We start from the raw sequence: 24,529 nt of genomic DNA on the forward strand, positions 1-24,529 counted from the left end.
AGATAAGATACGATGAGAACAATTTATGCAGAATACAACATAAATCACGATAGTATTGATGTTTACACAAGTGCTGGATATATGCTTCGCATTGACTGCTGGGAAGCTGAAAAAGATTTAAAAACCACATATGGATCAGAATGTGCACTTACTTCATTAGCTGTGGATGAGCCTTTGGAATATGCAAGATTATATCTTGAGGGCAATTTACAGATGTGGGTGGATGCAGAAGATTCATTAGAATTTTATTAAGTGAAAGAGGGATAGTGTTCATTAAGAGTGCTATCCCTCTTTAAAGAATGTGCGAAATGCAATAATTACATATTTTCTATGGATTAACAGAATGCCTAAAAATAATCCATGTACTTATGAAATAACAAATCAATAAAATTGCCAAAATGCCCATTGTTGCCCCTATTTGTAACATCAATGCACCAAACCCGATATAGGCTGAAATTTCTGCTGATATGGTTTGGATAAAGTAAGCTATTACAACAGCAGCTACAATGATTGCTGTGATAATTGGAAGCCCAAACCAAACACTTAATTGTTGCAAGATAAGTTTTCCGATATGCTTTTCTTCCACCCCCAATTTTCGGAGTACAGAGAAGCGATATTTATATTGTCCTGCGTCTAAGAGTTGTTGCAAGGAAAGTACGGTAAGACATATAATCATCAATACAACAGCACCATAAAGCATTGCAGCCTGTAAAACAAAATTATTTGCTATTGTACTGTTCCTCTGTAATGTACTGAACCGTATTCCATACATAACACCGCTTTCTGCTTGCTCTGGGTATTCCTCTGTAAAAAATTTTTCCAGTTCCCTTGCATTTTCATAGGAGATGTTTTCTTCTGTTGTGATATAGCGGTTTTTTATTACCGGCAACAGCTTTTCACAAATACTGTCTGGAAGTACATAGAGTATATCTGTATAGGAATTGTACGCTGTTTCTCCGATTGCTTCCTCATAATAGGACTGCTCGGAAAGAGTCAATTCTCCTGCGTCTGTCAAAATACTGGTATGCTCTTTCAAAAAGCTATCCCGTTCTTCCTCGGTGGCGATTGCCGCCCATTGTGTCGTAAATTCATCTTCCCCCAGAGAAATCTGTTCATAACCCAACATTTTCCTTATGGTGTTATAATCACTTAAAGAAATTGCCACAATCGGAAAATCATATTTCTGTCTGTTGTGAAAATCGTCTTTCTCTGGCAGATATAGATTGAAAGTGCAATCATAGTCTGTATCTATTTTATGTTCTGCCAGAAAATCAGTAATGATTTCATAACTGTCCTGTGGCAGATTTTCTTCTTCATAAACATCATTGTATCTCGAATATACCTGCACATCATACATAGAGCGTATATCCAAATAACCAGACGACCAGCCCGTCAAAATAGGGGCTGCAACGAACATGAAAATTGCTAATACCAAAGTGATACAAATGACTGCCATAGTCTTGCTGGTCGTATTCAGCTTTGAGGTAATCTGTCCGAAAAAGAAAAGTGCTTCCTCATGGTATCGGTGTTCTGGCGATTTTTCTTTCCATGCTACAATCAAACCACTGGTAAGATAAATGAAGGCACAAATGAAGAAAAGTAAGTCAATCACAACAAAAAGCAGATATTGATTGAGCGTTCCACCACCTAAAGGCAGATAATATTTATTTGTTAATGCTGCAACGCTGGCTGCTGTAAAAGCATTCAATACAGAACATATCAGCAAACCAGCAATGAAACATTCTCTTTTTTTCTTTCTGATTATGCAAAATATCGACCACAGCAAAGTAAGCAGCGGAAAAAGAATATTTCCCCAAAACATAAGCTGCACCGGAAACGCAAAGCGGGTGTCATAATAAAACCAGACCTTTTGTATTCCTGCAATCAATCCCCATACGGTAAATACTTCAAAGAGGACTACTACAACAGAAATGAAGCGGCTCTTTTTTAGCTCTGGTTCGTTCTCTTTCTCTGCGGAAAGCATATCAATAATTTTTGTTTTCTGAATGGTACGGGTATTGAAAATTCCTACCACAAAAAAACTTGCCACAAAAAATACCACTGTCAACAAAACGGTATCCGGGAATAATGTCCATGAGATTTCATAAGGCTTTCCATAAGCAGTAAGGAGCATTGCGGTAATGAATTGAGAACAAAATACACCGCAAAAAATACCAATCAAAATGGAAAACATACCCATAATCAGTGTTTCTGCAAAGAAAATCCTGCCAATAGTTTTTTGTTCCATTCCCATAATGGACTGGACAGCAAACTCTTTTTGCTTCCGTCTTAGCATATAATGATTGACGAACCGTATCAAAAATAACAACAGCAATGTTATCATGCAGATTGCAATTTTCATTCCGTCACTTAACAGAGTAAAATCATACTCGCTGCCTATATCCGGGCTATAATAACTACTGGAAATAGACAAGAACGCATAAAACAAGGTAACACAGATTGTCATTGTGACAATGTAGACCAGATAGTCTTTTACAGACCGTTTTGCATTTCTGAAAACAAGTTTAGCATACATGGCTCTGTCCCCCTCCAATCATGGTAAGGACATTCAGAATTTTATCAAAAAAAGCACTTCTGCTGTCGTTGCCCTTGCGCAGTTCCATAAAGATTTCTCCGTCTTTCAAAAAAAGAATACGGTTGGCATAGCTGGCGGTAAAAGCGTCATGAGTTACCATAAGAATTGTCGCCCTAAGCTGTTCATTGATACTTTGAATGGTAGACAGCAGCATTTGTGAGGAATGGCTGTCTAATGCTCCTGTCGGTTCATCTGCCAATAAGAGTTTCGGATTGTTGATAATTGCTCTTGCACAGGCACAACGCTGTTTTTGACCGCCCGATACCTGATAAGGATATTTGTTTAGAATATCGCTGATATTCAGCTTTCCGGCTATATCCAAAATGCGGGGTTCTACAATCCCTGCAGGGACTTTATTGATTGCTAATGCCAGTGCAATGTTTTCTGAAATTGTCAATGTATCCAGCAAATTGAAGTCTTGAAATACAAAACCTAAATTCTCTCTGCGAAAGCGGGCAAGGAATTTTGGTTTGATTTCCGTTATATCTGTTCCCTCTAAAAAAATATGCCCTGCACTTACGGTATCAATCGTAGAAATACAGTTTAGCAGCGTTGTCTTTCCAGAACCGGACGCACCCATAATTCCGAGAAATTCTCCGGCTTCCACAGAAAAACTAATATCTTTAATGGCTTTGGTAATATTCCCCTCATTGCCATAATATTTCTGGATATGCTCCAGCTTCAAAATTGTATTCATCGGATAAACCTCCTTAACTGTTCCATACCCATATTGTAAATGGAGTATCTCATTTTTTGTATCAAGTTTTCTTACACAGTTCTTACAAAAATGTAAGAAGTGCAGAACCTGTCAGCCCTGCACTCCGATAATAAAATCATTCATTTGAAAGATAAGTGAAATCGTTGTTCCTCTGTTTTCGGAATAAGCAGTAAGTCCTATTCCCAGTTTATCACATAGACGCTTGCAAAGATATAAGCCAATTCCAGTAGAATTTTTCCCGGTTCGCCCATTCTGACCTGTAAATCCTTTTTCAAAAATACGGGGTAAATCACTTTTAGGAATACCTATCCCATTATCGCTGATAGATAGCACAATCTTGTCATTCGTTTTTGTTGCCCCAAAGTGCAAAATAGGCTGCTCTGCATGGTATTTGATTGCATTACCGATAATCTGATTTAAGATGAACCGCACCCATTTTTCATCAGTGTAAACCATTGTTTCTATATCGTCTATCTGAATTGACATATTACTTTGACGCAAAAGATACTTATTATCTGCGATTGCACTATTCACAACATCGCATAAATTGACTTCACGGACAGAATAGTCTTTTTCAGCGTGTTCACTTCTGGCATAGTAAAGTGCCTGTTCTGTATATTGATTGATATTCTCTAACTCTGCCAATACCTCTCTGGAAAAGGGAGAACGGTTATTCTCACACAGCAGCTTCATAGCTGTAATTGGTGTTTTTACTTCGTGTATCCATTGTTCAATGTATTCTTTATATTCCCTGCGTTCCCTCTGTACTTCGCCAATCCGTTCCAACATGGATTTTTCAGCCATTTTCATAATCTGGTAAAAAACCTGTTCATCAGCCCTTTCCGGCACTTGCATGATTTCCGGCAATAAATATCGTTCTTCTAATTGCTCCGTCATATTGAGCAATTTATTCAGATACTTTTTTCGTGAGAAATAAAAAGTCAGCAAAGATAAAACAAGGACAATCGACCAGACCGCAAGAATAAACAGGACTGTTTGGATAGGATTATCGCTTGCAATCAGGAACAAGGCAAAGGCAAGCATACCCAGCAGATTGATTAAAATAACGGGGAGTTGATTTTTCAAATATTGTTTTCCATTCATAATGTATATCCTTGCCTGTGTTTTGTTTTAATGAAATCTACAAGTCCGATTGTTGCCAGTTTGTCACGAATACGGGTAATATTGACACTTAGGGCATTATCATCAACATAAAGCTGATTATCCCAAAGAAAATCCACAATATCATTTCTGGAACAGATTTTTCCAGCGTTCTTAAAAAGGTAGTAGAGGATTTTCAATTCATTCTTTGTCAATTCTGCTTTCTGTCCTTTGTACTCTATCATACTACTCTCCAAATGCAGGGTAGCTTCTTTCCACATATAAATTTCTGTTTGAGAGGAACGGTAGGCTTTCTTTAACAATGCAGCAATTTTAGCAAGAAGAATAGCAGGATTATAAGGCTTTGTGATAAACGCATCTCCACCCAGCATAATGCTGTTTAGTTCGTCCATATCTGTATTGCTGCTTGTTACAAATACAATCGGAATATCTGAAAAAGTGCGAATTTGAGAACATATTTCAAAACCGTTATTCCCCGGAAGTTTTATATCCAGAATAACCAGATGTGGTGCAGCTTCTTTTAACTGCTCTATTGTTTGGGAAAAATCCGTAACTGCAAATACTTCATATCCATTCCCATACAAAAGAGTTTTAAGCTGTGTTTGTATCGTAAAATCATCTTCAATGATTAGTATTTTTTCCTTCATAGAGATACCTCCCTAACACTTTATTATACTGTATCAGAGAGGTTTTCTCAATCGTATTATTGAATGGGAATTTTAGAATGATTTTGTACATAGCTTTGTAAAAAATGCTTAATAGTTTCTTTTCTCAAGGTACGATTCTAAATAACACCTAAGTCCAACATATGCGCCCTGCAAAAGTACAAAAAGCAATAGAAGATTTACTGACAGTGCTTTTTTGATTGCTTCTCCAAAATAAATGATGACAGCAGCACTTGTCAGTATCATCAGTAGAGTAATGACATCCCAACACTTTTCCCTATATAATTCTATAACCTTTATTTCTATCAGTATCGCCAGTATCCCTGTTCCTGCCACACATATTCCTACAATCAATATTAGCAATATCCAATATACCATTCCGGCTATAAAAGGATTTGGAATTTTTGTGCTAATCTGTGCCACAGATTGCCCGACCTCAATCGTCCAACCGATAAAAGTTTGTATGAATGACGCTGCATCATGGAAGAATGATTTGCAATCGGAAAGAAACACATCTGACTGTACTGCCTGAAAAAGAGTGGTTGTCAGCGAATACCATGCAAGAAGGAACAAGGTTGTTTGGAACATTACCGTTTTTGCTTTATACTGTCCTGCAAGTCGCTCTTTTTGTGTTTCGTATTTCGCTTTTTCATTCTGATAGGCTGTCCGGTCACAGGCTTCACATTTTTCATAGGGTACCGGCTTTTCTACCGGTATCTCTACGATTTTCTGATGTGTCCGGGCATAATCCCGTTGTTGTGTTAAGCATCGTATTTTATCTTGACATTCCCCTATCGTGACGTTTGCGCTTCGCAGCTTCTCTTTCTCGTTCCGCAATGCTCTGTCTGCTAGCTTCAAGTCGTTCTTTAATGCTTGAATATTCCCGGCTCTGTTCTCTTTGTTTAATTTCTCGTTCAAGGTCAGAGATTCGTTGAGCTGCGTCTTTAGTTCCACGATAAGCTGGTCTTTCTGTTCCAGTTCTTCTTGTATCTCCTCGGTCAAGAGGAGAAGTTCTTCCAACTGTTCGGCGTTCTTTGATTCTCTGGATTCGTTCATCTATATCACGTCCTTTCTCTATCTGCTGTTCCAGTTCAGCAATTCGGTGTTCTGTTTCAGTAATAAACTGTTTTCGCTGTTCAGCTTCTGTACCAATTTCTGCCATTGCTGATTTTCGTTTTCCAAAAGTTCTATCTTCGTTTTCTGTTCTTCCATCTTGGAAAGCAGTTCCTCGGTATTTGGCAAAATGTTGAGCAGCTCGGATAACTCGCTGTTTAATTTTTGCAATTTCTGATTCTGTTCCTGCATAAGAGAGAGTTGGGTGTCCCGATTCTGCATTTCCAGAATCATTTCTGCCATTAAGGTCTGCTGTTCTTCGATTTGCCCAATCATGGATTCCATTAAGGGTATAATTTCCCGGCTTTCTTCTAATGTCATTTAATCGCTCCTTCCATAATGATAATGCACCCGATACTTTTCCAAAGGTGTCCAGTATCTTTTGCAATAACGTGTTTTGTTGTTTTATGATTTGATTTTCCGCTACTTTCCACGAACCTTTTATTTCCTGCCCGGCAAGAAACTTTTGTTCAATCTTTCTTGCGTCAGCGCCTTCATGGATGGTAGGAATCTGGAGTTTTCCCTGTTTTTCATAAGAACGGTGATCAACCTGATTATGCAAAGGAAGATGTTCATTACACACCTTTGCCCACTCACTCCGCCACAGCTCACAATTTTTGGGATTGTTCCATCCAGTAGCATCGGTCAGCACCCGTTTCCATTGCAGGCGGTTTCTTGCACCAATCTTCTGGATTCCGTTTTCGTCTAATACAGGGATACGGATTCCATGACGGTCAGGGTTTTTCTTATCCTGCCACCAGTCCGGGTGGGATTCGTCAATCACGATATTTCCGCTTTTATCTCTGACAAAATCCCAATCCTTGACTTCTTTCTTTCCCCAAGAATGGTCCGGGTTAAAAGGTCGCATCGTCAGAAGCAGGTGGACATGGGGGTTGCCATCCCCTTTGTCGTGGATACTCCAATCAGCACACATTCCCTTATCCACAAATGTTTTTTGGATATAGTCGGATGTATATTGAATCTGTTCCTGTCTGCTCCATTCTTTTGGGAGGGCAAATTCAAATGACCTGCCAAGTTGGGCATCCGCACTTTTTTCAATCTTCAATACCTCATTCCATAATCTTTGTTTCTGAAATGTGATTTTGAATTTTTCTAAAGCAGCTTCTTTATCTTCTGACCTTTTGTAGCGGACAGATTTTTGAAAGCGTTTTATATTTTCTTCTGGTACTATCTGCCATTCAGGAGGTGCGTTTTCACACATCATCAGACTGGTGTAGACCACTTCTTTTTTAGAAGTGTAATAACTGATTCTCCCGGTTTCCTCGTTTTTCATCACATCCCCATTGAGATATGCGGAAGCGGAGATAACAGATTTCCCTTTACTTCGTCCGACTATTTTGATTGTGTAATGAAAAATCGCCATATCTGGATTCCTCCTTTCTGCACATCCGGTATAGATTTCCGGCAACATTGCTTTCGATTTTAGAAAAAGCAGCATTGCCAGAACGCCCTCTGCGTAAGAGTGCCCTGCGCATAGCAGCCTGCATGGAATGCGCCTCTCTGGCGAAGAGTGCCTCCTGTGGCATGAGCAGGTCTGGCTGAAAGCCCCGCCGACGGAACGAGCCCGGCAAGCGTGAGCGCAGACCGGTTGCCACTTGTGGCAAACTTATTGGGACGACCTCTGGTTGTCCATAAGTGCGCCCTTCATGAAAAAGCAATGAAGGGAATGAAAAACTCATCCCATCCGCCATTACACTTCCTCCATATCGGTATTTGTTTCTTTCTGCATTGCCTTTGAGAAAAATTTCCCATTGGCTTCCTGCTTTTTCAGAAAACCAATCAGCTTTGGGATGTCTTCCTCCTCAATAGTCGCACCAAGAACGGATTCCACCGCACCGCCAACCTGACAGAGCCTATGGGTTCGTTTTTTACTTTCTTCGGCTTTCTTTCGTTTTAGAAGTTCTTTCTTCTGTGCTGCATATCGTTTTGCTTTTTCAAGGCTTTCCTGTTCCTTCTTTTCCATTTCAAGCATTCGTTCTTCATAACTTTTTGTTGATTTTGCCATTCTTACATTCTCCTTTCCTTCACAAACATAAGTTCTCGGTTGCGTATCAGAAGAAGCACATGGTATAATCTTCTTGCGTGTAGGTATATCATGGCTTCGGTCTGATAGAACCTTTGGCGGTTTCTTCGGAAGCCGCCTTTTTAATTTGCCGCAGTTCTTGTTACGGCTTTTACATTTCCTCTATCCCTCAAATCACGACCTTCATTAGCTTCCATAAACATTTCCAGAATATCGGTTTTAATCAGGACTTTGCGACCAACCTTTAATACTGGAAGTTTCTTCCATTCTACAAGCTGTCTTAAGGTATTTCTGCCGATTCCCGTATAGTCAGCAGCTTCTTCGATGGATAATGCAATTTTTCTTTGCGTCATATAATCACCTCCTTATAAATTGCATTATGCAATTCTTGTGATGTAAGTATATCCTTTTCATATCTTTTTGTCAAGCGTTACGAAATATCAAAAACAAACTTTATGTTGCATATTGCAATTTTGGAAAAACAATGCTATAATTCATACATACCGAAAAAGGAGGCAGTCAGCATGAAAGATAAAGAACTACGCAAGCTGATAGGCAGCAGAGTAAAACAGCGCCGTCTGGAATTGAATCTGACACAGCCTTATGTCGCAGAAAAGATGGGGGTTACCGCTTCTACAATCCTGCGTTATGAGAATGGTTCGATTGACAATACGAAAAAAATGGTGCTGGAAGGTCTTTCGGAAGCACTCCATGTATCTGTGGAATGGCTCAAAGGGGAAACAGATGAATATGAAACCGACATTACGGATAAGAGAGAGTTACAGATTCGTGATGCGATGGGAGATATTCTGGAACAGTTACCGCTTGCCCTTACCAAAGAAGAAGATGCTTTTTCAAAAGATTTATTACTGCTGATGTTAAAACAATATGGTCTGTTTTTGGATTCCTTCCAGTTCGCCTGCAAAAATTTCAAGGGGAATGCTGGTCAGACGGATATTGCCAAAACAATAGGGTTTGAATCGAATGAGGAATATAATGAGATTATGTTCTTAAGGGAAATCACTCCTACCATCAATGCTCTTAATGAGATGGCAGACGTTGTAAGGCTCTATTCCAAGAAACCAAAAACAGCAGAACAAAGGCTTGCAAATCTTTTATCAGAAGTCTTATACGAAGATTCCGAATCGGTATAGTAAGACAACCGGAGTTATGATATACTTACACGCACGAAGCATTTCATCAGTTCCGATTGTCTAATATCGAAAGGAGATATACGATTATGGCAAAAGGATCTGTAAGAAAAAAAGGAAAGAAATGGTACTACCGCTTCTATGTAGAGGACGCAAGCGGCAATCTTGTTCAAAAAGAATGCGTTGGAACAGAAAGCAAAAGTGAAACTGAAAAGCTGCTCCGTCAGGCAATGGATGATTATGAAAAAAAGAAATTTGTTGCCAAAGCGGAAAATCTCACAGTCGGACAACTTCTGGATGTGTGGGCAGAGGAGGAATTAAAAACAGGTACGCTCAGCAATGGTACTGTGGAGAATTACCTCGGAACAATCCGAAATATCAAGAAACACCCATTGGCAGAACGGAAATTAAAAAATGTAACCTCTGAGCATTTGCAATCCTTCTTTGATTTGCTTTCCTTTGGGGGAGTTCATCCCGATGGAAAAGAGAAAAAGGGTTACAGCAAAGATTACATCCATTCTTTTTCCGCAGTCATGCAGCAGTCCTTCCGCTTTGCAGTATTTCCAAAACAGTATATTACGTTCAATCCCATGCAGTATATTAAACTGCGGTATCAGACGGACGAAGTTGATTTGTTTTCGGATGAGGACATGGACGGAAATATCCAACCAATTTCACGAGAAGATTATGAAAGACTGCTTACGTATCTTCAAAAAAAGAACCCAGCCGCAATACTTCCAATCCAGATAGCCTATTATGCCGGGCTTCGTATTGGAGAAGCCTGTGGTTTGGCATGGCAGGACGTAAATCTGGAAGAACAATGCCTTACCATAAGACGCAGCATCCGATATGATGGCTCAAAACGCAAATATATCATCGGACCAACCAAGCGGAAAAAAGTGAGGATTGTTGATTTTGGAGATACGCTGGTAGAGATTTTCCGTAATGCCCGGAAAGAGCAGTTAAAAAATCGAATGCAGTATGGAGAACTTTATCACACGAACTACTACAAAGAGGTCAAAGAGAAAAACAGAGTGTACTACGAGTATTATTGCTTAGACAGAACAGAGGAAGTCCCGGCAGATTATAAAGAAATTTCTTTCGTCTGCTTAAGACCTGATGGCTGTCTGGAACTTCCGACTACTTTGGGAACGGTATGCAGAAAGGTAGCAAAAACATTAGAGGGATTTGAAGGCTTTCATTTCCACCAGTTACGTCACACCTATGCAAGCAACCTTTTAGCAAATGGAGCTGCCCCAAAAGATGTGCAGGAATTGTTAGGACACTCAGATGTCAGTACCACAATGAACGTCTATGCTCACTCCACAAGAGATGCGAAACGAAAATCGGTTCGGCTTCTTGATAAAGTGGTAGGCAATGACTAAAAAATTTCCCTTATTTCCCTTGTGATTATCTCATAAGGGCAAAAATAAGGGAAACTACATATCATTTCACTAATGGACAGGCGGGAAAGCCTATAAAATGGGGAAAGTTAGAGAGATAATTATATAAATTCCAGTTTAAGAAGTTTATGGGGACTGTCTCCAAGACACGTCAAATTGAATTGTTTATTTTCATAAAATGTGTTACAATCAAGTTAGTCGAAACTAATTATATTGCAAAAAAGGTAAATGTATGAGTGAAAGAATAAAACCTACTATCAGTGGCAGTGCTGAGACAATGCTCCAGAGCTTTTATGCCAGAGCCCAATATTCCAAAAGTAAGCATAATAAATTCTATGATGCAAAGGCGGTAGAATTAGTCGACAGAATTGATTATGATTTTTCTACAGCGGCTAGGGATTCTACGATGGGGAAAGGGGTAATTGCTAGAACGATAGTTTTTGATGAATTAGTAAAGAATTTTATAGAGAAAAATCCTGATTGTACGGTGGTTAATATTGCCTGTGGTCTGGATACGAGATTTTATCGCATGGATAATGGTAAAATCACCTGGTACAATCTGGATCTGCCAGAAACGATAGCAATCCGCAAGCAGATTTTCGAGGAATCAGGACGTGTTTCTACGATAGGAATTTCTGCACTTGACCCTGCATGGTCAAAAGAAGTAAAAGTGCGGGGGAAAATGCTTTTTATCATTGAAGGATTATCAATGTATCTGACAGCAGAAGAAAACGGTAAGATATTAAAAATAATAAAGGACAACTTTGATAATGCCTGTATTCTTATGGAATGTCTGGCAAAGGCATGGGTAAAGAAAGAAGGAATAGAAAAATCCATACAGCAAACAGGCTCAAAATTTGTCTTCGGTGCAGATCATTTTGAAGACCTTGGGAATATGACAACAGGGTATCATAAAATAAAAGATGATAATATTCTTCGTGGCATGGAGTTATTTTCATCTGCATACAGACTTTTGTCGTTATTACCGATTGCAAAAAAGGTTACGCAGAAGATTCTGATATTTGAAAAAGACGATCAAAGCATGTGAAAGAGTCTTTATACGTGAATGTAAAGAAGCGGTGCAGATATGAAGGTTGAAGCAGCGAAAGAAGTGCCAATGGTAAGGACAGATAAAGCCAGATAGTAATTGGGGCGTGGGAGTAATCCTGCGTCCTTTTTGTGTTTTAATGCATCTTGGTTCATATATTATGCATCTTAGTAATGCTCATATAGACATTGAAGCAACAAAGCTTATAGTTAAACATCAGGATATATTTAGAGATTACGAGGTAGTAAAGGGCGGAATGGATGATGTATTTCTTGCGGTAACAGGCAAGGTACTGGGAGGTGAAAACGAATGAAGGCAGTTATTTCTCTTATGAATAGGAACAGGAAATTATTTTTTAGAGATAAAGGAATGTTTTTTTCTGCACTTATCACACCATTTATTTTGATTGTATTGTATGCAACATTTTTAGCAAAGGTTTATAAGGACTCTTTTACATCAGCATTTCCGGAAGGATTTACGATTGCGGAAAAGTTGATTGATGGGACAGTTGCATCCCAGCTAGTTGCCGCTCTCTTAGCAGTAAGCTGTGTAACAGTTACATTCTGCGTGAATCTTACAATGGTTCAGGACAAGGTGAATGGTATAAGGAAGGACTTAAATGTTTCACCGATAAGTCGCTCAAAGATATATCTTGGATATTTCCTTGCAACAGTGCTGAATTCATTGCTTGTAAATGGGCTGGCACTTGTGATCGGACTTCTTTACATAGGAAAAATGGGCTGGTATTTAAGCTTTGTGGATGTGCTTTGGATTATTATTGATGAGATTCTTCTGGTGCTATTTGGAAGTACACTTTCAAGTATTATAAGTTATCCGCTTACTACGCAGGGGCAGATGTCAGCAGTAGGAACGATTGTCAGCGCAGGCTATGGCTTTATCTGTGGAGCATATATGCCAATCTCTAATTTTGGCTCTGGATTGCAGAAAGCATTGTCATATCTTCCGGGGACTTATGGAACTTCACTTATTAAGAATCATATGCTTCGTGGCATATTTGAGGAGATGGAGAGTGAGAAGCTGCCAGAGGAGCTGATAACGGCAATAAGGGAAACGTTAGACTGTAATCCGCAGTTTCATGGAAATGTAGTTAATACAACACAGATGATATTAATTATGGCGGGCAGTATCGTGGTATTGGGAGCAATTTTTCTTCTTATGACTTGTCTGCCGGAAAAAGAAAACAGGTAAAGGAGCCTAGTCATTGAAGTGATGGTCAAATGAGGTCTTCCGTTAATCGGTCAACGGGTGTATACTCGCATTAACCTAATTGGTCAACGGAGGCGGCTTATGAATTATAAATTTTATGCTTTGCCTGTAGAAAAACAATCTCAAATATTGAATGCAGCATATAAAGTATTTGCAATGAATCAATATAAAAAGGCACCAACCTCAGAAATTGCAGCAGAAGCCGGAATTTCCAAGTCACTTTTGTTTCATTATTTTCATAACAAGCAGGAGCTGTATATTTTTTTATGGAATCATGCAGCGGATTTAACAAAAAAATACATGTGTAAATATAAGGTATATGAAACAGATGATTTTTTTGAAATGATGCGTCGGGGTCTGATGGCTAAGTGTGCAGTGATGAGAAAATACACATTTTTGTCTTTATTTTCCATAAATTCATACTTTGAAACAGAGCCGGATATTCAATCAACTATCCAACCGTATGTACAGGATGTTACCCAAACGACATTGGAATTGCTTTTGTCAATTTTGAATCTCGATTTCATCCGTAAGGATATAGAATTTGTTCGTATATATAAAGAAATTCTATATGCTTCAGAAGGGATGCTGAAGCATTGGTACAGAACAGGAAATTATGATGTAACTGTTTTTGAGCAGGAATATCTGGAAATGATAAATCATTGGGAAATGGTTTATGGAAAGGGGACGGAAAATGATAGAAAACAGTTATAAGACATCCTGTGGCTGCATCCGTTATTTTGTAAATATAATAGACAAGGAGAAAATTACGTTAGTATTTTTACCGGGACTTACAGCAGATCACAGACTTTTTGAGAAGCAGATAGAATATTTTGAGAATAAACAGAATGTGTTTGTATGGGATGCACCATCACATGCATTATCCAGACCATTTACGAATAATTACAGTCTGGCTGACATGGCAGAATGGCTTTATGAAATCTTAGCAAAAGAAGAAATTTATCATCCGATCATTATTGGTCAGTCTATGGGTGGATATCTGGCTCAAATGCATATGGAATTATATCCGGATAAGATAAAGGGGTTTATTTCTATTGATTCTGCACCGCTTCAAAAGTCTTATATGACTGCAATGGAAATATGGCTTCTTGAAAGAGCAGAGCCATTATATAAAATATATCCATGGAAAGCGCTTCTTAGGGCAGGGTCAAGAGGGTGCGCTGAGACAGATTATGGTCAGAATCTTATGCGGAAAATGATGATGTCCTATGATGCAGACCCTAAAGAATACGCAAGGCTTGCCGGCTTCGGGTACAGAATGCTTGCTGAAGCAATCAAAGCAGATCTGCCATATCGTATCAGTTGTCCGGCGTTACTTATCTGTGGAGAAAAGGATAAAGCGGGCTCAGCAAAAAGCTATAATAAGAAATGGCATCAGAGAGAAGGGTTACCGCTTAAATGGATAAAAAATGCCGGTCATAATTCCAATACCGACCAGCCGGATGAAGTAAACAGGCTTATAGAAAAATTTATCAGCGAGGTAGATTAGGAAGGAAATTCACAGATTGCACTATTTTGTAGTAAATATAGGCATAAATAGTTTACTTGCTGTATAATAGAGATATCTTAAGAAAGAAGGTATTCTCTATGTCATTTAAGGAAAACGCTTACCAGCAAATGTCATTTACAGATAGTTTTTCCGGATTAACTGCCAGAGAACAGAAAGCACAGGAAAAATCCTGAGGAAAAATCCTGGGCAAAAATCCTGGGCAAAAATCTTTGCCGATAAAATATTTCCTGCTATTGATGAAAAGCGCTTTTCTGTATTATACAATGATAAGGCATCCAGACCGAATACTCCGGTAAATGTGATCGTTGGCGCGCTCATCATCAAAGAGCTTTTTGATTATTCCGATGATGAGAAAGTTGAAAATCTTATGCTGGATTTTCGAATTCAGTATGCCCTTCATAATAAGGATCTCTACCATGACTGTGTGAAAGATCTAAGTGCTTCCATTGTAAAATTGATGGGAATCAGCGGCAAAGTCAGACGAATGGATTCCATGATGATTGAATCCAACATCCGCAAACTAAGCCGGATGGAACTGATATACACTTGCATTCTCCGTAATGGAGTGGAAACTGTTCCGTCAAATATTCGAAAGAATTACCATTTGGAAAAGATGCCCCGTGGAAAACAGCGTGGCAAGTTCTCTTTCGGTTCCAAAATAGCCGCATTGAATTTCCGGAAACTCTTCAATTATGTGAAGGGCTTAGGACATTACGCTCAAAATCCGGTACTTGCATAAAACAAGGCAGGAAAGCCCCGGCATATATCTTCTAAAATCCGGCGACATACTACAAATTATGAATTTTTCAAGGTGCTATAGAAATAGGGGAAAAGTTATTTATGGTTTTGCCCCCAACATCATGATATTTTAAAATTGTAATAAAAAAAGTTACAATTTTAAAAGACGAATTGAAACAGATAATCAAGGGAGAAGGTGAGATATTGGCTGATTTACCCATCGACAAGAAATACTACAACAAGCTTGACATAGATGGATTTTCTAAAATGATGAATTCTCCAACGTGCAGCTATAAGTTTTATTGGCTCGAAGCAATTGTGCAGCTGATATCTGCTAATAAAAAAGAAGCTGCCTACGATGAAATCATCAACAAAATGATATCAAATGCCTGGTATCCGGTTCTTGAGTATCACATCCACTTAAGTGGAATCTATGGGGAAGGAATTATTAAGGATAATCTTGAAAAAGCCGTATTAAGATTACAGAAATTAAGTGGACTTGCAAACAATGCAAGTGACGTAGAAATCATAAATAAATTGCTGGAGTTTTCGGAGGATAAAGAACTTGGCACTTACAAAAAAGACCTCACGAAAAATGTTCCTTACAAGGCTTTGTCTGGCTTTGCAAATCGTGGAGTCGAGAAGATTAATCTGGAAAGCAGTGCCGGAAGAATGATGGAATATTATAACAAACTAAGCCAGACCGAAATCTTATTGCCCTATACATTTAATGATGGTAAAAGTCTGAAAAGAGTGATTACCTTTCAAGAGGACTGGTTTCAAATGATTCGGGACAATACCGTAAACATTCTCGGTTGGATTCAGTTGGAAAAGGTTAGGTGGCTGCAGAATAATAATCCGGAAGTTCCGGGATTGGTATATAAACTTACCTCCGCAGATGAAAAAATACGCAAGTTGGAAAATGCAAGAAAGCTTTGGGACGCGGTGATGGAAATTACGCCAATTATAGATGTATTTAAGGGTGAACCAATCAATACACAAGAATATGATCTGGATCATTTTATTCCACACTCATTTGTGATGAATGATGAACTCTGGAATCTCATGCCGATGGATTCCATTTGGAATTCCAGGAAAAATAACAAGCTCCCAAAATGGGATTTGTTTTTTTCTAAGTTTGCAGATAATCAGTTTATTTTATATGAAAAGATGCATGAAAAGCCTGGAATTTACAAGTTATATGAAGCCTGTTACAGAGACAATTTACATTCCATTTGGGCAAATCAGGAACTTTATCGAAAAGGAAATTCAAGAGAGGAGTTCTGTAAGATATTGGATAAAAATATGCATCCCGTATACGATTCGGCAAGAAGGCAAGGTTACCAAATTTGGAATCTTGCATGAAATATATTGGATTGGCTACCTTTATAGATATTTTGCATTTATTTACGAAATAAGTTCCGTTCAGGTATACAAAATCGTAAAGCCGAAAGAGTTAAGAGGTTTATTTTTGCCTTATGCGTGGAAACTGTCATCAGAAGAACTGACACTGTTAAAGGGAGATGTGCGTTTCCATGATGTCGTGTTCGGCTATGTGCCGGAGAAAACGGTGCTGAACGGAATATCATTGTTTGCAAAACCGGGACAGATCACATATGATGGGATCGACGTCAAAGATATCAGGAAAGATGACCTGCGGCGTTCTCTTTCCATGGTAATACAGGATACACATTTGTTTACAGGCACGATCGCACACAGGCTTTCCACCGTAAGAAATTCCAATGCGATCATGGTACTTGAAAAAGGAGAGAATGACAATGGGATATTTAATTTCCGAGACAACAAAAGAAGAACGTGAAAAGATCGTGGCAGAATCATTAGGAAACATAGATGCAGCCTGCGATGGCTGCATGTCAGGACTTGTGGAAATGTATCAGGATTATATTGATGGGAAAAAAGAATTGCGCGAGATCAATATGGAGTTCAATGCCCGCTATGTGAAAAGTGAGGATATGCCTGGAAGAGAAGGCTGCGGGTCTCAGGGAAGATAAGGAGGAAAATCAAATGAGTTTCGTAAAAGGAATCCATCATGTACGTTTGAAAAGCAGCCGGATTTGAAAAAAGAGAGTGCGGGCAGCTTTGGCAACAGATGTTGAAAATTAAAGTCAACTAAAATTTACGAAAAACCAGTTATCAAACCCACCAGGACATGATATAATGGTAAAAATGTACTAGTTATGTGCAGGAACAGAAGGGGGAGCGTAAGTGATGACATTTGCGGCTTTGTGGCTGTTACTTCATATATTTGGTGTTCTTGTGGCTTTTGATTTACTGGTGATTGTTTTCCGGAAGGAAGATACAAACTATAGAGGGGAGCTTATCTTAACGATTGCCTGTTGTCTGGTGACACTTGTGGCAAAAAGTATTTACATTGTGGGCGGTCAGAAAGAAACTATGGTTGTGATCGGGAAAATGGAATACCTGGGAAAATGTTTTGGTAATTTCTGCGCTCTCATGTTTATGATACGCTGGAAAAATATAAAAATCCCTCAGTGGGCGATTCATCTGCTTCTTGTGGTAAACATGGGATTTTATGTTATGATCGCAACCGTTGATTATCATCATCTATACTATAAAGATTACTGGCTGGCTCCTTCGAAGGCAAACCTGAACGGATATACGCTGGAAATCTCTCCAGCACCAATGTACTATGTCTATATGGCTTTCTTACTGGCAGAAATCATGACCACGATCGGCATCATCATCTCTTCCTACTGCTCTCAGAGAAGTATGCCCAATAAAGGAAAAATCCATTTCCTTATGATCGCAGCGATGCTTTCACCAATGCTCCTGTTGTCTCTGCGCATTTTAAAAATTCTAAAAGGAGATGATCCAACACCTCTTGGAATTCTGTTGTCCTGTATCTTTATGAGCATTGCCGTTGTAAAATACGGCTTGTTTGATCCTGTAAAAAATGCAAAAAATTATATTATTGATAATCTGAAAGAAGCTGTCATTGTAACAGATGCGGATCACCGTTTCCTTTTTTTAAATTCGATGGCGGATAAAATTATTACTTCTATAAATAAGGAACAGGGATATTGCACGGATGATAAGATATATACATTTATTCAGGGCAGTCAGGATTTTTTTGACTGGAAAGACCGGCATTATCAGGTGGAAGAAACGGTGTTAAAGGACAATGAACTGATACAGGGATATATGATGACAATTGTCGACGTGACAAAGATCATAGAGCAGAACCATCTGATGAAGCGTCTTGTATTACAGACGGAAGATGCCAACCGTGCCAAAACCAACTTCGTTTCGAATATGTCACATGAGATACGTACGCCGATGAACTCTATTGTGGGAATTACAGAGATCTTACTGCGTTCCCGGCATTCACCGAAGGAGCAGGAATATCTGCTGAATATCCAGAGTTCCGGGCGTGTGCTTCTTACGATCATCAATGATGTGCTGGATTGTTCAAAGATGGAAGCCGGTAAAATGCAGCTGTTTGATGAACCGTATGATACATGTTCGATGTTTCATGATCTGAGGATTAGTATGGAAAACAGGATCGGACATTCCGGTCTGGAACTGATCTATGATATTGATCAGGATATTCCATGTAAGCTGAAAGGGGATATGGGGCGTATCCGTCAGGTCATCATAAACCTGGTGAATAACGCCATTAAATATACAGAGAAAGGCAGCGTCCGCTTTTCCGTGCATGTCAGACAGAAAAATACGGATAAAGTAATGCTTTATTATGAGGTGGCAGATACCGGGATCGGAATCCGCAAGGAAGATCAGAAAATTCTGTTCGATGCGTTTCAGCGCGTGGAGATGGACAGAAACCGTTATGTGGAAGGAACCGGACTGGGGTTGACAATTTCCCAGAATTTAGTCAATATGATGGGAGGAGTCATTGAAGTAGAAAGCGAATATGGCAAGGGAAGTAAGTTTTACTTTACGATAGAACAGACCATTGTTGATGCGACACCAATGTCTGCTGTTAATTACGAGCAGCAGAAGGAGAGTGTGATCGAAAAAGAAGCAGAGAATCTGTTTATTGCGCCGGAAGCTCATATTTTGCTTGTAGATGATAATGATCTGAATCTTGTGGTTGCGCAGGAGCTTTTAAAGCCGCTTCAGATGCAGATAGATACCGCGGAAAATGGTATGCAGGCAGTTAAGATGGTTCGGCAGGATCAATATGATCTGGTATTGATGGATCATATGATGCCGGTTATGGATGGAATAGAAGCTACAAAAGAGATTCGTGCATTGCCGGATGAAAAACGAAAAGAAGTGCCGATCATTGCACTCACTGCAAATGCAATGGTAGATGCGAGAAAAGAATTTTTGAATGTGGGGATGAATGGTTTTGTTGCAAAACCGATTGAGTTTACACGGATCTGTAATCAGTTAAAGTTATGGCTTCCGAAAGAGCTTATACACGAGATTTCTAAGGAAGAGGCAAAAGAACTTATTACAGAGGATGATATGGATGCTGCGGCAGAGACAGAAAGATCACAGGAAGTAACAGACGGATTTTCGTTTGAAGAGGGGGTAAAACGTTGTGGTTCAAAAGCAGCCCTTATGAAAACGATCCAGATTTTTTACCGTACGATCGACAGCAAGGCAAATAAGATCGAACAGTGCCTGAAAGAAGGTCTGATCAATGATTATGTCATTGAAGTACATGCGTTAAAGAGTTCCGCACTTCTGATCGGTGCAGTACCGTTATCAGAGGCGGCAAAGGAACTTGAAAGTTGTGGTAAGCAGGCAGACACATCAGTGCTTGAGGAAAAAACACCGGATCTGCTTACGATGTACCGTGGTTTTAAAACGATACTCCGTCCCTATGCAGATAAGGAGGAAGCTGCCAAAAAAGAAGTTTCGGATGGCGAGTGGATCGATGCGTTACAGCAGATTCATCAATGCATAGAACAATTTGATCTTGACGGAGTGGATCTGATCATGCAGCAGCTTGAAGAATATCAGATCCCGGAATGTTTAAGAGAATCCATGGATCAGCTGCGTGTATATGTGGCGGATGTATCGATGGAAGAAATTATGGAATTGACAGATACCATGGCGGAGTTATTGCGGGACTAAAGGAGGTTTATTATGCTTGAGGACAAAAGAGAATTTCTTATTTTGATGGAAGAACAGAGTTATCTGATGAAGTCATTTGAGAGTACATTTGAAAAAGAAAAGGTTAAAGCAAATGTAGTAAATATCGCAATGGCAACAACACTTACCACAAAAGAACAGCCACAGGGCTATCTGATCTGTACAAGTGCAGAACTTTTGAAAAAGGCGGTAGGTGTCAAGGTAATCGTCGATCATGCGATCAAGCATAAAACACCTGTATTTGTTATGGGAAATGTGGAAGAGCTTGAGAAACTCTGGGAAACACTTCCAAAACAGATGTTTACCGATATCTTTATAAGACCGATCAATGTTGTGGAGATGGTGGAAAACATCAAACGGCAGGTCGATGAATATTACAGGATGAAAAAAAGAACGATTTTAGCAGTTGATGATTCGGGGGTAATACTTCGAAATATTAAGACACTGTTAGAAGATAAATATCAGGTGATCCCGGTCAATTCCAGCGAAATGGCGATCAAATACCTTGCCTTAAATATACCGGATCTGATCTTATTAGACTATGAAATGCCGATCGTCGACGGCAGGCAGTTTATGCAGATGATACGCGAAGATGCAGAATTTCAGAATATTCCGATTATTTTCCTGACGGGAAAAAATGATGCACAGACAGTCATGAACGTGATGTCATTAAAGCCGGACGGTTATCTGTTAAAGAGCATGGATGCACAGAAACTGCATGCAGCAATCGATGATTTCTTTAAAAAGCGGACAAAATAATATGGAAAAATACCTCCTTTGCAGGCATGATATAAATCTGCTCAGGGGGTATTTTATTGATATTGAAAACCCACCATTTACCGGGACCTGTAATATCAGAAGAATAAAAATCAAAAAACTAAGAAAAGTTTAATCTTCACAAAATTGACAAATCTGTATGTAATGATAGAATAACTTTGTTGAAAAAGAGACTATGAGAGATTGAATTATGAGGAAACCATGAAGATAAAGTTATATTTTGAAAAAGAGAATCTGATCCGGCTTGCAGTTGCAATGGTGTTTGCAGCAGTGCTGTTTGCAGTCATTCGATTTCCGATATGGGTGCTGCTTGGTTTTGGAGTACTTTATTTTGGAATCAAGAGCTTAAAGATTGAATTAAATGAAAAACTGTCATGGCTGTGGAGTGCGCTTATGCTGGGAAGCGGCGGTATTTTTACGGCTTATCATATCCAGTACCTGCTTTTGGATGCAGAACTGAGAGCTAAGATTTCAGATAACAAAATGCTGTTAAACGTATTATGCTGCCTGGTAGTTTTTCTGGTCGTCCAGGTATTTACGAATAATACAGGCTTAACCTGCCTGATCTCGCACATTGTGCTTTTATCCTTTGCAGGGATCAACTATTTTGTATATTTGTTTCGGGGAAATGAATTTATTTTCAGTGATTTAAAGTCCATTCAGACAGGACTATCCGTGGCAGGCAATTATGAATTTGTCATGGATGCAAGGGCAGGGTATGTGATACTTCTTTCCACGCTGTATGTTGCACTCATCCGGAAATTGCATGTTTCCTTCAAAAAAAGGATTCCAATGTCGATCGTCTGTATTTCACTTGCCGTGCTTTGCTGTGTATATATAGGAAAACATACGCAGACTGTAGTGACAGAAACATGGGAACAAAAGGGAAGTTATAGAAACGGTTACATCTTAAACTTTGTGTTAAGTATCCGTGACTGCTTTATTGCGGAGCCGGAGGGATATTCGAAAGAGGCAGTGCAGGAACTGGAAAAACAGTATGGAAAAGAGACGGATATCGATAACGGGGGGAAAGAAAAGAAGCCGACGATCATTGTTGTTATGAGTGAGTCTTATGCGGATTTAAGCGTGGTGGGTAATTTCTCAACGAATATCGATCTGACGCCGTTTTATGATTCTCTGGAAGATAATACGATCAAGGGACACGCGCTTTCTTCAGTATTTGGTGCTAAGACACCGAACTCGGAGTGGGAATTTTTAACCGGCAACTCCATGGCATTTCTTCCGAGCGGTTCGGTTGTCTATCAGCAGTACATTACCGATACGCCGACGTCACTGGTGTCAGATCTGAAAAATATCGGATATACCTGTGTGGCAATGCATCCTTATTATGAGACTGGATGGAGCCGGAATATTGTATATCCGAATATGGGATTTGATGAGACACACTTTATAGATGATTTTGACCAGACCAAGATCTTACGTGATTATATTACAGATCAGGAACTGTATGAAAAGATCGTTGACCGTTATGAGAGCAAAAAGTCCAATGAAGATTTATTTATCATGAGTATTTCCATGCAGAATCATGGTGGTTATACGGAAAAATATGATAATTTTGATGAAAAGGCACGGATGCTCGGTATCAATTATCCGGATGTGAACCAGTATCTGTCATTGATTCATGAGAGTGATTCTGCATTAGAGTATCTGATCTCCTATTTTGAAAAAGTGGATGATCCGGTGGAGATCGTCTTTTTCGGAGATCATCAGCCAAGTTTATCATCCAGCTTTTATCCGTATCTGAATGGAAAAGGTCTGGGGGGACTGACGCTGTCGGAACTTGAAAATCTCTATACAGTACCATTTTTCATCTGGACAAATTATGACAGCGAAAAAGAAAATGTTGAGTTGACAAGTCTTAATTATCTGTCTACATTGGCATTAGAGCGTGCGGGCATCACGCTTCCGGCATATAACCAGTTTTTAGCTGACATGATGGAAGAAATTCCTGCAGTCAATTCCAGAGGTTTTTATTCAAAATCACAGGGCAGATTTTTGCATGTGGAGGATGCGGCCGGTGAGGACGCCAGATGGCTGAAAAACTATGAGATACTGCAGTATAACAATATGTTTGATAAGCGAAATAAGAGTGAGTTATTTTTCCCATATCTAAAACAATAGAATGCATAGATGAGGCTGGGAGCAAATAGTGGTTAAAATACGATTTAAGGAGAAAAACAATAAGAGTTATGGAAGCGGTAGTACTAGGAAGTACAGGGATCAAAGTAAATAAAAATGGATTCGGTGCGTTGCCGATCCAGAGAGTCAGTACGGAGGATGCGGTAAAACTGGCGAGAAAAGCGTATGAAGCGGGCATTACATTTTTTGACACAGCGCGTTTCTACACGGACAGCGAGGAAAAGTTAGGTGAAGCATTTGATGGAATGCGTGAGAAAGTTTATATTGCAACGAAAACAGCGGCAAATAATGCAGACGAATTCTGGGAGCAGCTTGGCATTTCTTTGCATAATTTAAGAACGGATTACATTGATATTTATCAGTTCCACAATCCGTCTTTCTGCCCGAAACTGGGGGATGGAACAGGACTTTATGAAGCAATGCTCGAAGCAAAAGCACAGGGAAAGATCCGTCATATCGGTATTACAAACCACAGACTTGCAGTTGCCGAGGAAGCGATCGAATCCGGATTGTACGAGACATTACAGTTCCCGTTCTGCTATCTGGCAACAGATAAAGATATTGCTCTGGTGGAAAAATGCAAAAAGGCAAATATGGGCTTTATTGCGATGAAGGCACTTTCCGGTGGACTGATCACAAATTCGGCAGCAGCCTATGCATTTGAAGCGCAGTATGAAAATGTACTGCCGATCTGGGGCGTGCAGAGAGAAAAAGAGCTGGACGAATTTATTTCTTATATTGACAATCCGCCAGCTATGACCGATGAGATCTGTGCACTGATCGAGCATGACAGAAAAGAACTTGCGGGAGATTTCTGCCGCGGATGTGGTTATTGTATGCCGTGTCCGGCGGGTATCGAGATCAACAACTGTGCCCGCATGTCATTACTGCTCCGTCGTTCCCCGTCAGCGCTGCAGCTCACACCTGAGGTTCAGGCTAAGATGAAGAAAATTGAAAACTGCTTACATTGCAATAAGTGTAAGAGCAAATGTCCGTATGGGCTTGATACGCCTGCGCTTCTGGCAAAAAATTATGAAGATTACAAACAGGTGCTTGCCGGAAACGTGAGTGTTAATTAGAAGATCACAAACAGATGCCTGCGGGGAACGTGAGTGTTAATTAGAAGATTA

Annotated in this window: 23 protein-coding genes and 1 pseudogene; 15 read left to right on the plus strand and 9 right to left on the minus strand. The window is 39.5% G+C overall.

All coding sequences use genetic code 11. From position 1 onward, the window contains the following. Positions 1-12: 12 nt before the first annotated feature. Complete coding sequence (locus tag H8S51_RS01865; protein WP_055156118.1) at positions 13-252, plus strand: DUF6061 family protein; 240 nt, start codon at positions 13-15, stop codon at positions 250-252. Positions 253-328: 76 nt separating this feature from the next. Here the strand turns inward: H8S51_RS01865 and H8S51_RS01870 are convergent, their stop codons facing one another. From H8S51_RS01870 to H8S51_RS01910, 9 genes are all read right to left on the minus strand, one after another. After that, positions 329-2,536 carry an FtsX-like permease family protein gene (locus H8S51_RS01870; protein WP_055156117.1) on the minus strand — a complete coding sequence of 736 codons (2,208 nt, stop codon included), beginning with the start codon at positions 2,534-2,536 and terminating at the stop codon, positions 329-331. Next, entirely contained in the window at positions 2,526-3,293 is a 768-nt protein-coding gene (locus H8S51_RS01875; protein ID WP_055156116.1) for an ABC transporter ATP-binding protein, read from the minus strand. The genes H8S51_RS01870 and H8S51_RS01875 overlap by 11 nt, the downstream gene beginning before the upstream one ends. 111 nt (positions 3,294-3,404) lie before the next feature. Beyond that, on the minus strand, positions 3,405-4,418 hold the full coding sequence (locus H8S51_RS01880) for a sensor histidine kinase (RefSeq protein ID WP_055156115.1): 1,014 nt from the start codon (positions 4,416-4,418) through the stop codon (positions 3,405-3,407). Further along, a complete protein-coding gene (locus H8S51_RS01885) occupies positions 4,415-5,083 on the minus strand; it encodes a response regulator transcription factor (RefSeq protein WP_015520152.1) in 669 nt (222 codons plus the stop codon). The genes H8S51_RS01880 and H8S51_RS01885 overlap by 4 nt, the downstream gene beginning before the upstream one ends. A gap of 108 nt (positions 5,084-5,191) precedes the next feature. Further along, positions 5,192-5,938: a DUF6040 family protein gene (locus tag H8S51_RS01890; protein ID WP_055156250.1), complete on the minus strand. Its 747-nt coding sequence runs from the start codon at positions 5,936-5,938 to the stop codon at positions 5,192-5,194. After that, positions 5,877-7,598: a MobA/MobL family protein gene (locus H8S51_RS01895; RefSeq protein ID WP_241070850.1), complete on the minus strand. Its 1,722-nt coding sequence runs from the start codon at positions 7,596-7,598 to the stop codon at positions 5,877-5,879. Before H8S51_RS01895 ends, H8S51_RS01890 begins: the two co-directional genes overlap by 62 nt. Beyond that, complete coding sequence (locus H8S51_RS01900; protein WP_015561462.1) at positions 7,555-7,926, minus strand: hypothetical protein; 372 nt, start codon at positions 7,924-7,926, stop codon at positions 7,555-7,557. The genes H8S51_RS01895 and H8S51_RS01900 overlap by 44 nt, the downstream gene beginning before the upstream one ends. Beyond that, positions 7,926-8,240 (minus strand): hypothetical protein, encoded by a 315-nt coding sequence (locus H8S51_RS01905; RefSeq protein WP_008394181.1) that lies wholly within the window; start codon positions 8,238-8,240, stop codon positions 7,926-7,928. Before H8S51_RS01905 ends, H8S51_RS01900 begins: the two co-directional genes overlap by 1 nt. Before the next feature lie 140 nt (positions 8,241-8,380). Beyond that, the gene (locus tag H8S51_RS01910; protein ID WP_004843519.1) at positions 8,381-8,611 is read right to left on the minus strand and encodes a helix-turn-helix domain-containing protein; all 231 of its coding nucleotides are present in this window, start codon (positions 8,609-8,611) and stop codon (positions 8,381-8,383) included. Positions 8,612-8,782: 171 nt separating this feature from the next. On the opposite strand from H8S51_RS01910, the gene H8S51_RS01915 reads away from it, so the two are divergent. The 14 genes and pseudogenes from H8S51_RS01915 (at position 8,783) to H8S51_RS01980 (ending at position 24,478) form a co-directional block, all read left to right on the plus strand. Then, positions 8,783-9,412, plus strand: coding sequence for a helix-turn-helix domain-containing protein (locus tag H8S51_RS01915; RefSeq protein WP_015530715.1), 630 nt, complete (start codon positions 8,783-8,785; stop codon positions 9,410-9,412). Between the two features lie 86 nt (positions 9,413-9,498). Beyond that, positions 9,499-10,794, plus strand: a complete 1,296-nt coding sequence (locus H8S51_RS01920; protein ID WP_008394179.1) for a tyrosine-type recombinase/integrase — start codon at positions 9,499-9,501, stop codon at positions 10,792-10,794. A 250-nt stretch (positions 10,795-11,044) separates the two neighbouring features. Then, complete coding sequence (locus tag H8S51_RS01925) at positions 11,045-11,860, plus strand: class I SAM-dependent methyltransferase (RefSeq protein WP_186899917.1); 816 nt, start codon at positions 11,045-11,047, stop codon at positions 11,858-11,860. A gap of 309 nt (positions 11,861-12,169) precedes the next feature. Then, positions 12,170-13,069, plus strand: coding sequence for an ABC transporter permease (locus tag H8S51_RS01930; protein WP_118592044.1), 900 nt, complete (start codon positions 12,170-12,172; stop codon positions 13,067-13,069). Between the two features lie 99 nt (positions 13,070-13,168). Then, a complete protein-coding gene (locus tag H8S51_RS01935; RefSeq protein ID WP_241070851.1) occupies positions 13,169-13,801 on the plus strand; it encodes a TetR/AcrR family transcriptional regulator in 633 nt (210 codons plus the stop codon). Continuing rightward, a complete protein-coding gene (locus H8S51_RS01940) occupies positions 13,782-14,597 on the plus strand; it encodes an alpha/beta fold hydrolase (protein ID WP_118210242.1) in 816 nt (271 codons plus the stop codon). Before H8S51_RS01935 ends, H8S51_RS01940 begins: the two co-directional genes overlap by 20 nt. A gap of 319 nt (positions 14,598-14,916) precedes the next feature. Then, positions 14,917-15,357: a hypothetical protein gene (locus H8S51_RS01945; protein ID WP_241070852.1), complete on the plus strand. Its 441-nt coding sequence runs from the start codon at positions 14,917-14,919 to the stop codon at positions 15,355-15,357. Between the two features lie 170 nt (positions 15,358-15,527). Continuing rightward, on the plus strand, positions 15,528-16,721 hold the full coding sequence (locus tag H8S51_RS01950) for an HNH endonuclease domain-containing protein (RefSeq protein WP_241070853.1): 1,194 nt from the start codon (positions 15,528-15,530) through the stop codon (positions 16,719-16,721). A 109-nt stretch (positions 16,722-16,830) separates the two neighbouring features. Further along, a pseudogene (locus H8S51_RS18350) lies at positions 16,831-17,079 on the plus strand (ABC transporter ATP-binding protein); the annotation flags it as partial. A gap of 55 nt (positions 17,080-17,134) precedes the next feature. Continuing rightward, entirely contained in the window at positions 17,135-17,368 is a 234-nt protein-coding gene (locus H8S51_RS01960) for a purine biosynthesis protein PurH (RefSeq protein ID WP_117920220.1), read from the plus strand. A 217-nt stretch (positions 17,369-17,585) separates the two neighbouring features. Then, complete coding sequence (locus H8S51_RS01965; RefSeq protein WP_186899978.1) at positions 17,586-20,444, plus strand: response regulator; 2,859 nt, start codon at positions 17,586-17,588, stop codon at positions 20,442-20,444. A gap of 12 nt (positions 20,445-20,456) precedes the next feature. Next, complete coding sequence (locus H8S51_RS01970; RefSeq protein WP_241070854.1) at positions 20,457-21,221, plus strand: response regulator; 765 nt, start codon at positions 20,457-20,459, stop codon at positions 21,219-21,221. 219 nt (positions 21,222-21,440) lie between these two features. Further along, complete coding sequence (locus H8S51_RS01975) at positions 21,441-23,381, plus strand: LTA synthase family protein (protein ID WP_186899918.1); 1,941 nt, start codon at positions 21,441-21,443, stop codon at positions 23,379-23,381. 68 nt (positions 23,382-23,449) lie between these two features. After that, the gene (locus tag H8S51_RS01980; RefSeq protein ID WP_186899919.1) at positions 23,450-24,478 is read left to right on the plus strand and encodes an aldo/keto reductase; all 1,029 of its coding nucleotides are present in this window, start codon (positions 23,450-23,452) and stop codon (positions 24,476-24,478) included. Positions 24,479-24,529 lie beyond the last annotated feature (51 nt).

This window comes from Roseburia rectibacter (assembly GCF_014287515.2).
Lineage (GTDB): Bacteria > Bacillota > Clostridia > Lachnospirales > Lachnospiraceae > Roseburia > Roseburia rectibacter.

Bases quoted from the DNA above. Each gene is read 5' to 3' on its own strand.
- H8S51_RS01915 (WP_015530715.1), top strand. From the start codon at position 8,783: ATGAAAGATAAAGAACTACGCAAGCTGATAGGCAGCAGAGTAAAACAG.
- H8S51_RS01865 (WP_055156118.1), top strand. From the start codon at position 13: ATGAGAACAATTTATGCAGAATACAACATAAATCACGATAGTATTGAT.
- H8S51_RS01975 (WP_186899918.1), top strand. From the start codon at position 21,441: ATGAAGATAAAGTTATATTTTGAAAAAGAGAATCTGATCCGGCTTGCA.
- H8S51_RS01900 (WP_015561462.1), bottom strand. From the start codon at position 7,926: ATGGCGGATGGGATGAGTTTTTCATTCCCTTCATTGCTTTTTCATGAA.
- H8S51_RS01980 (WP_186899919.1), top strand. From the start codon at position 23,450: ATGGAAGCGGTAGTACTAGGAAGTACAGGGATCAAAGTAAATAAAAAT.
- H8S51_RS01870 (WP_055156117.1), bottom strand. From the start codon at position 2,536: ATGTATGCTAAACTTGTTTTCAGAAATGCAAAACGGTCTGTAAAAGAC.
- H8S51_RS01920 (WP_008394179.1), top strand. From the start codon at position 9,499: ATGGCAAAAGGATCTGTAAGAAAAAAAGGAAAGAAATGGTACTACCGC.
- H8S51_RS01885 (WP_015520152.1), bottom strand. From the start codon at position 5,083: ATGAAGGAAAAAATACTAATCATTGAAGATGATTTTACGATACAAACA.
- H8S51_RS01970 (WP_241070854.1), top strand. From the start codon at position 20,457: ATGCTTGAGGACAAAAGAGAATTTCTTATTTTGATGGAAGAACAGAGT.
- H8S51_RS01965 (WP_186899978.1), top strand. From the start codon at position 17,586: ATGACATTTGCGGCTTTGTGGCTGTTACTTCATATATTTGGTGTTCTT.
- H8S51_RS01925 (WP_186899917.1), top strand. From the start codon at position 11,045: ATGAGTGAAAGAATAAAACCTACTATCAGTGGCAGTGCTGAGACAATG.
- H8S51_RS01910 (WP_004843519.1), bottom strand. From the start codon at position 8,611: ATGACGCAAAGAAAAATTGCATTATCCATCGAAGAAGCTGCTGACTAT.
- H8S51_RS01880 (WP_055156115.1), bottom strand. From the start codon at position 4,418: ATGAATGGAAAACAATATTTGAAAAATCAACTCCCCGTTATTTTAATC.
- H8S51_RS01935 (WP_241070851.1), top strand. From the start codon at position 13,169: ATGAATTATAAATTTTATGCTTTGCCTGTAGAAAAACAATCTCAAATA.
- H8S51_RS01875 (WP_055156116.1), bottom strand. From the start codon at position 3,293: ATGAATACAATTTTGAAGCTGGAGCATATCCAGAAATATTATGGCAAT.
- H8S51_RS01905 (WP_008394181.1), bottom strand. From the start codon at position 8,240: ATGGCAAAATCAACAAAAAGTTATGAAGAACGAATGCTTGAAATGGAA.
- H8S51_RS01895 (WP_241070850.1), bottom strand. From the start codon at position 7,598: ATGGCGATTTTTCATTACACAATCAAAATAGTCGGACGAAGTAAAGGG.
- H8S51_RS01930 (WP_118592044.1), top strand. From the start codon at position 12,170: ATGAAGGCAGTTATTTCTCTTATGAATAGGAACAGGAAATTATTTTTT.
- H8S51_RS01960 (WP_117920220.1), top strand. From the start codon at position 17,135: ATGGGATATTTAATTTCCGAGACAACAAAAGAAGAACGTGAAAAGATC.
- H8S51_RS01940 (WP_118210242.1), top strand. From the start codon at position 13,782: ATGATAGAAAACAGTTATAAGACATCCTGTGGCTGCATCCGTTATTTT.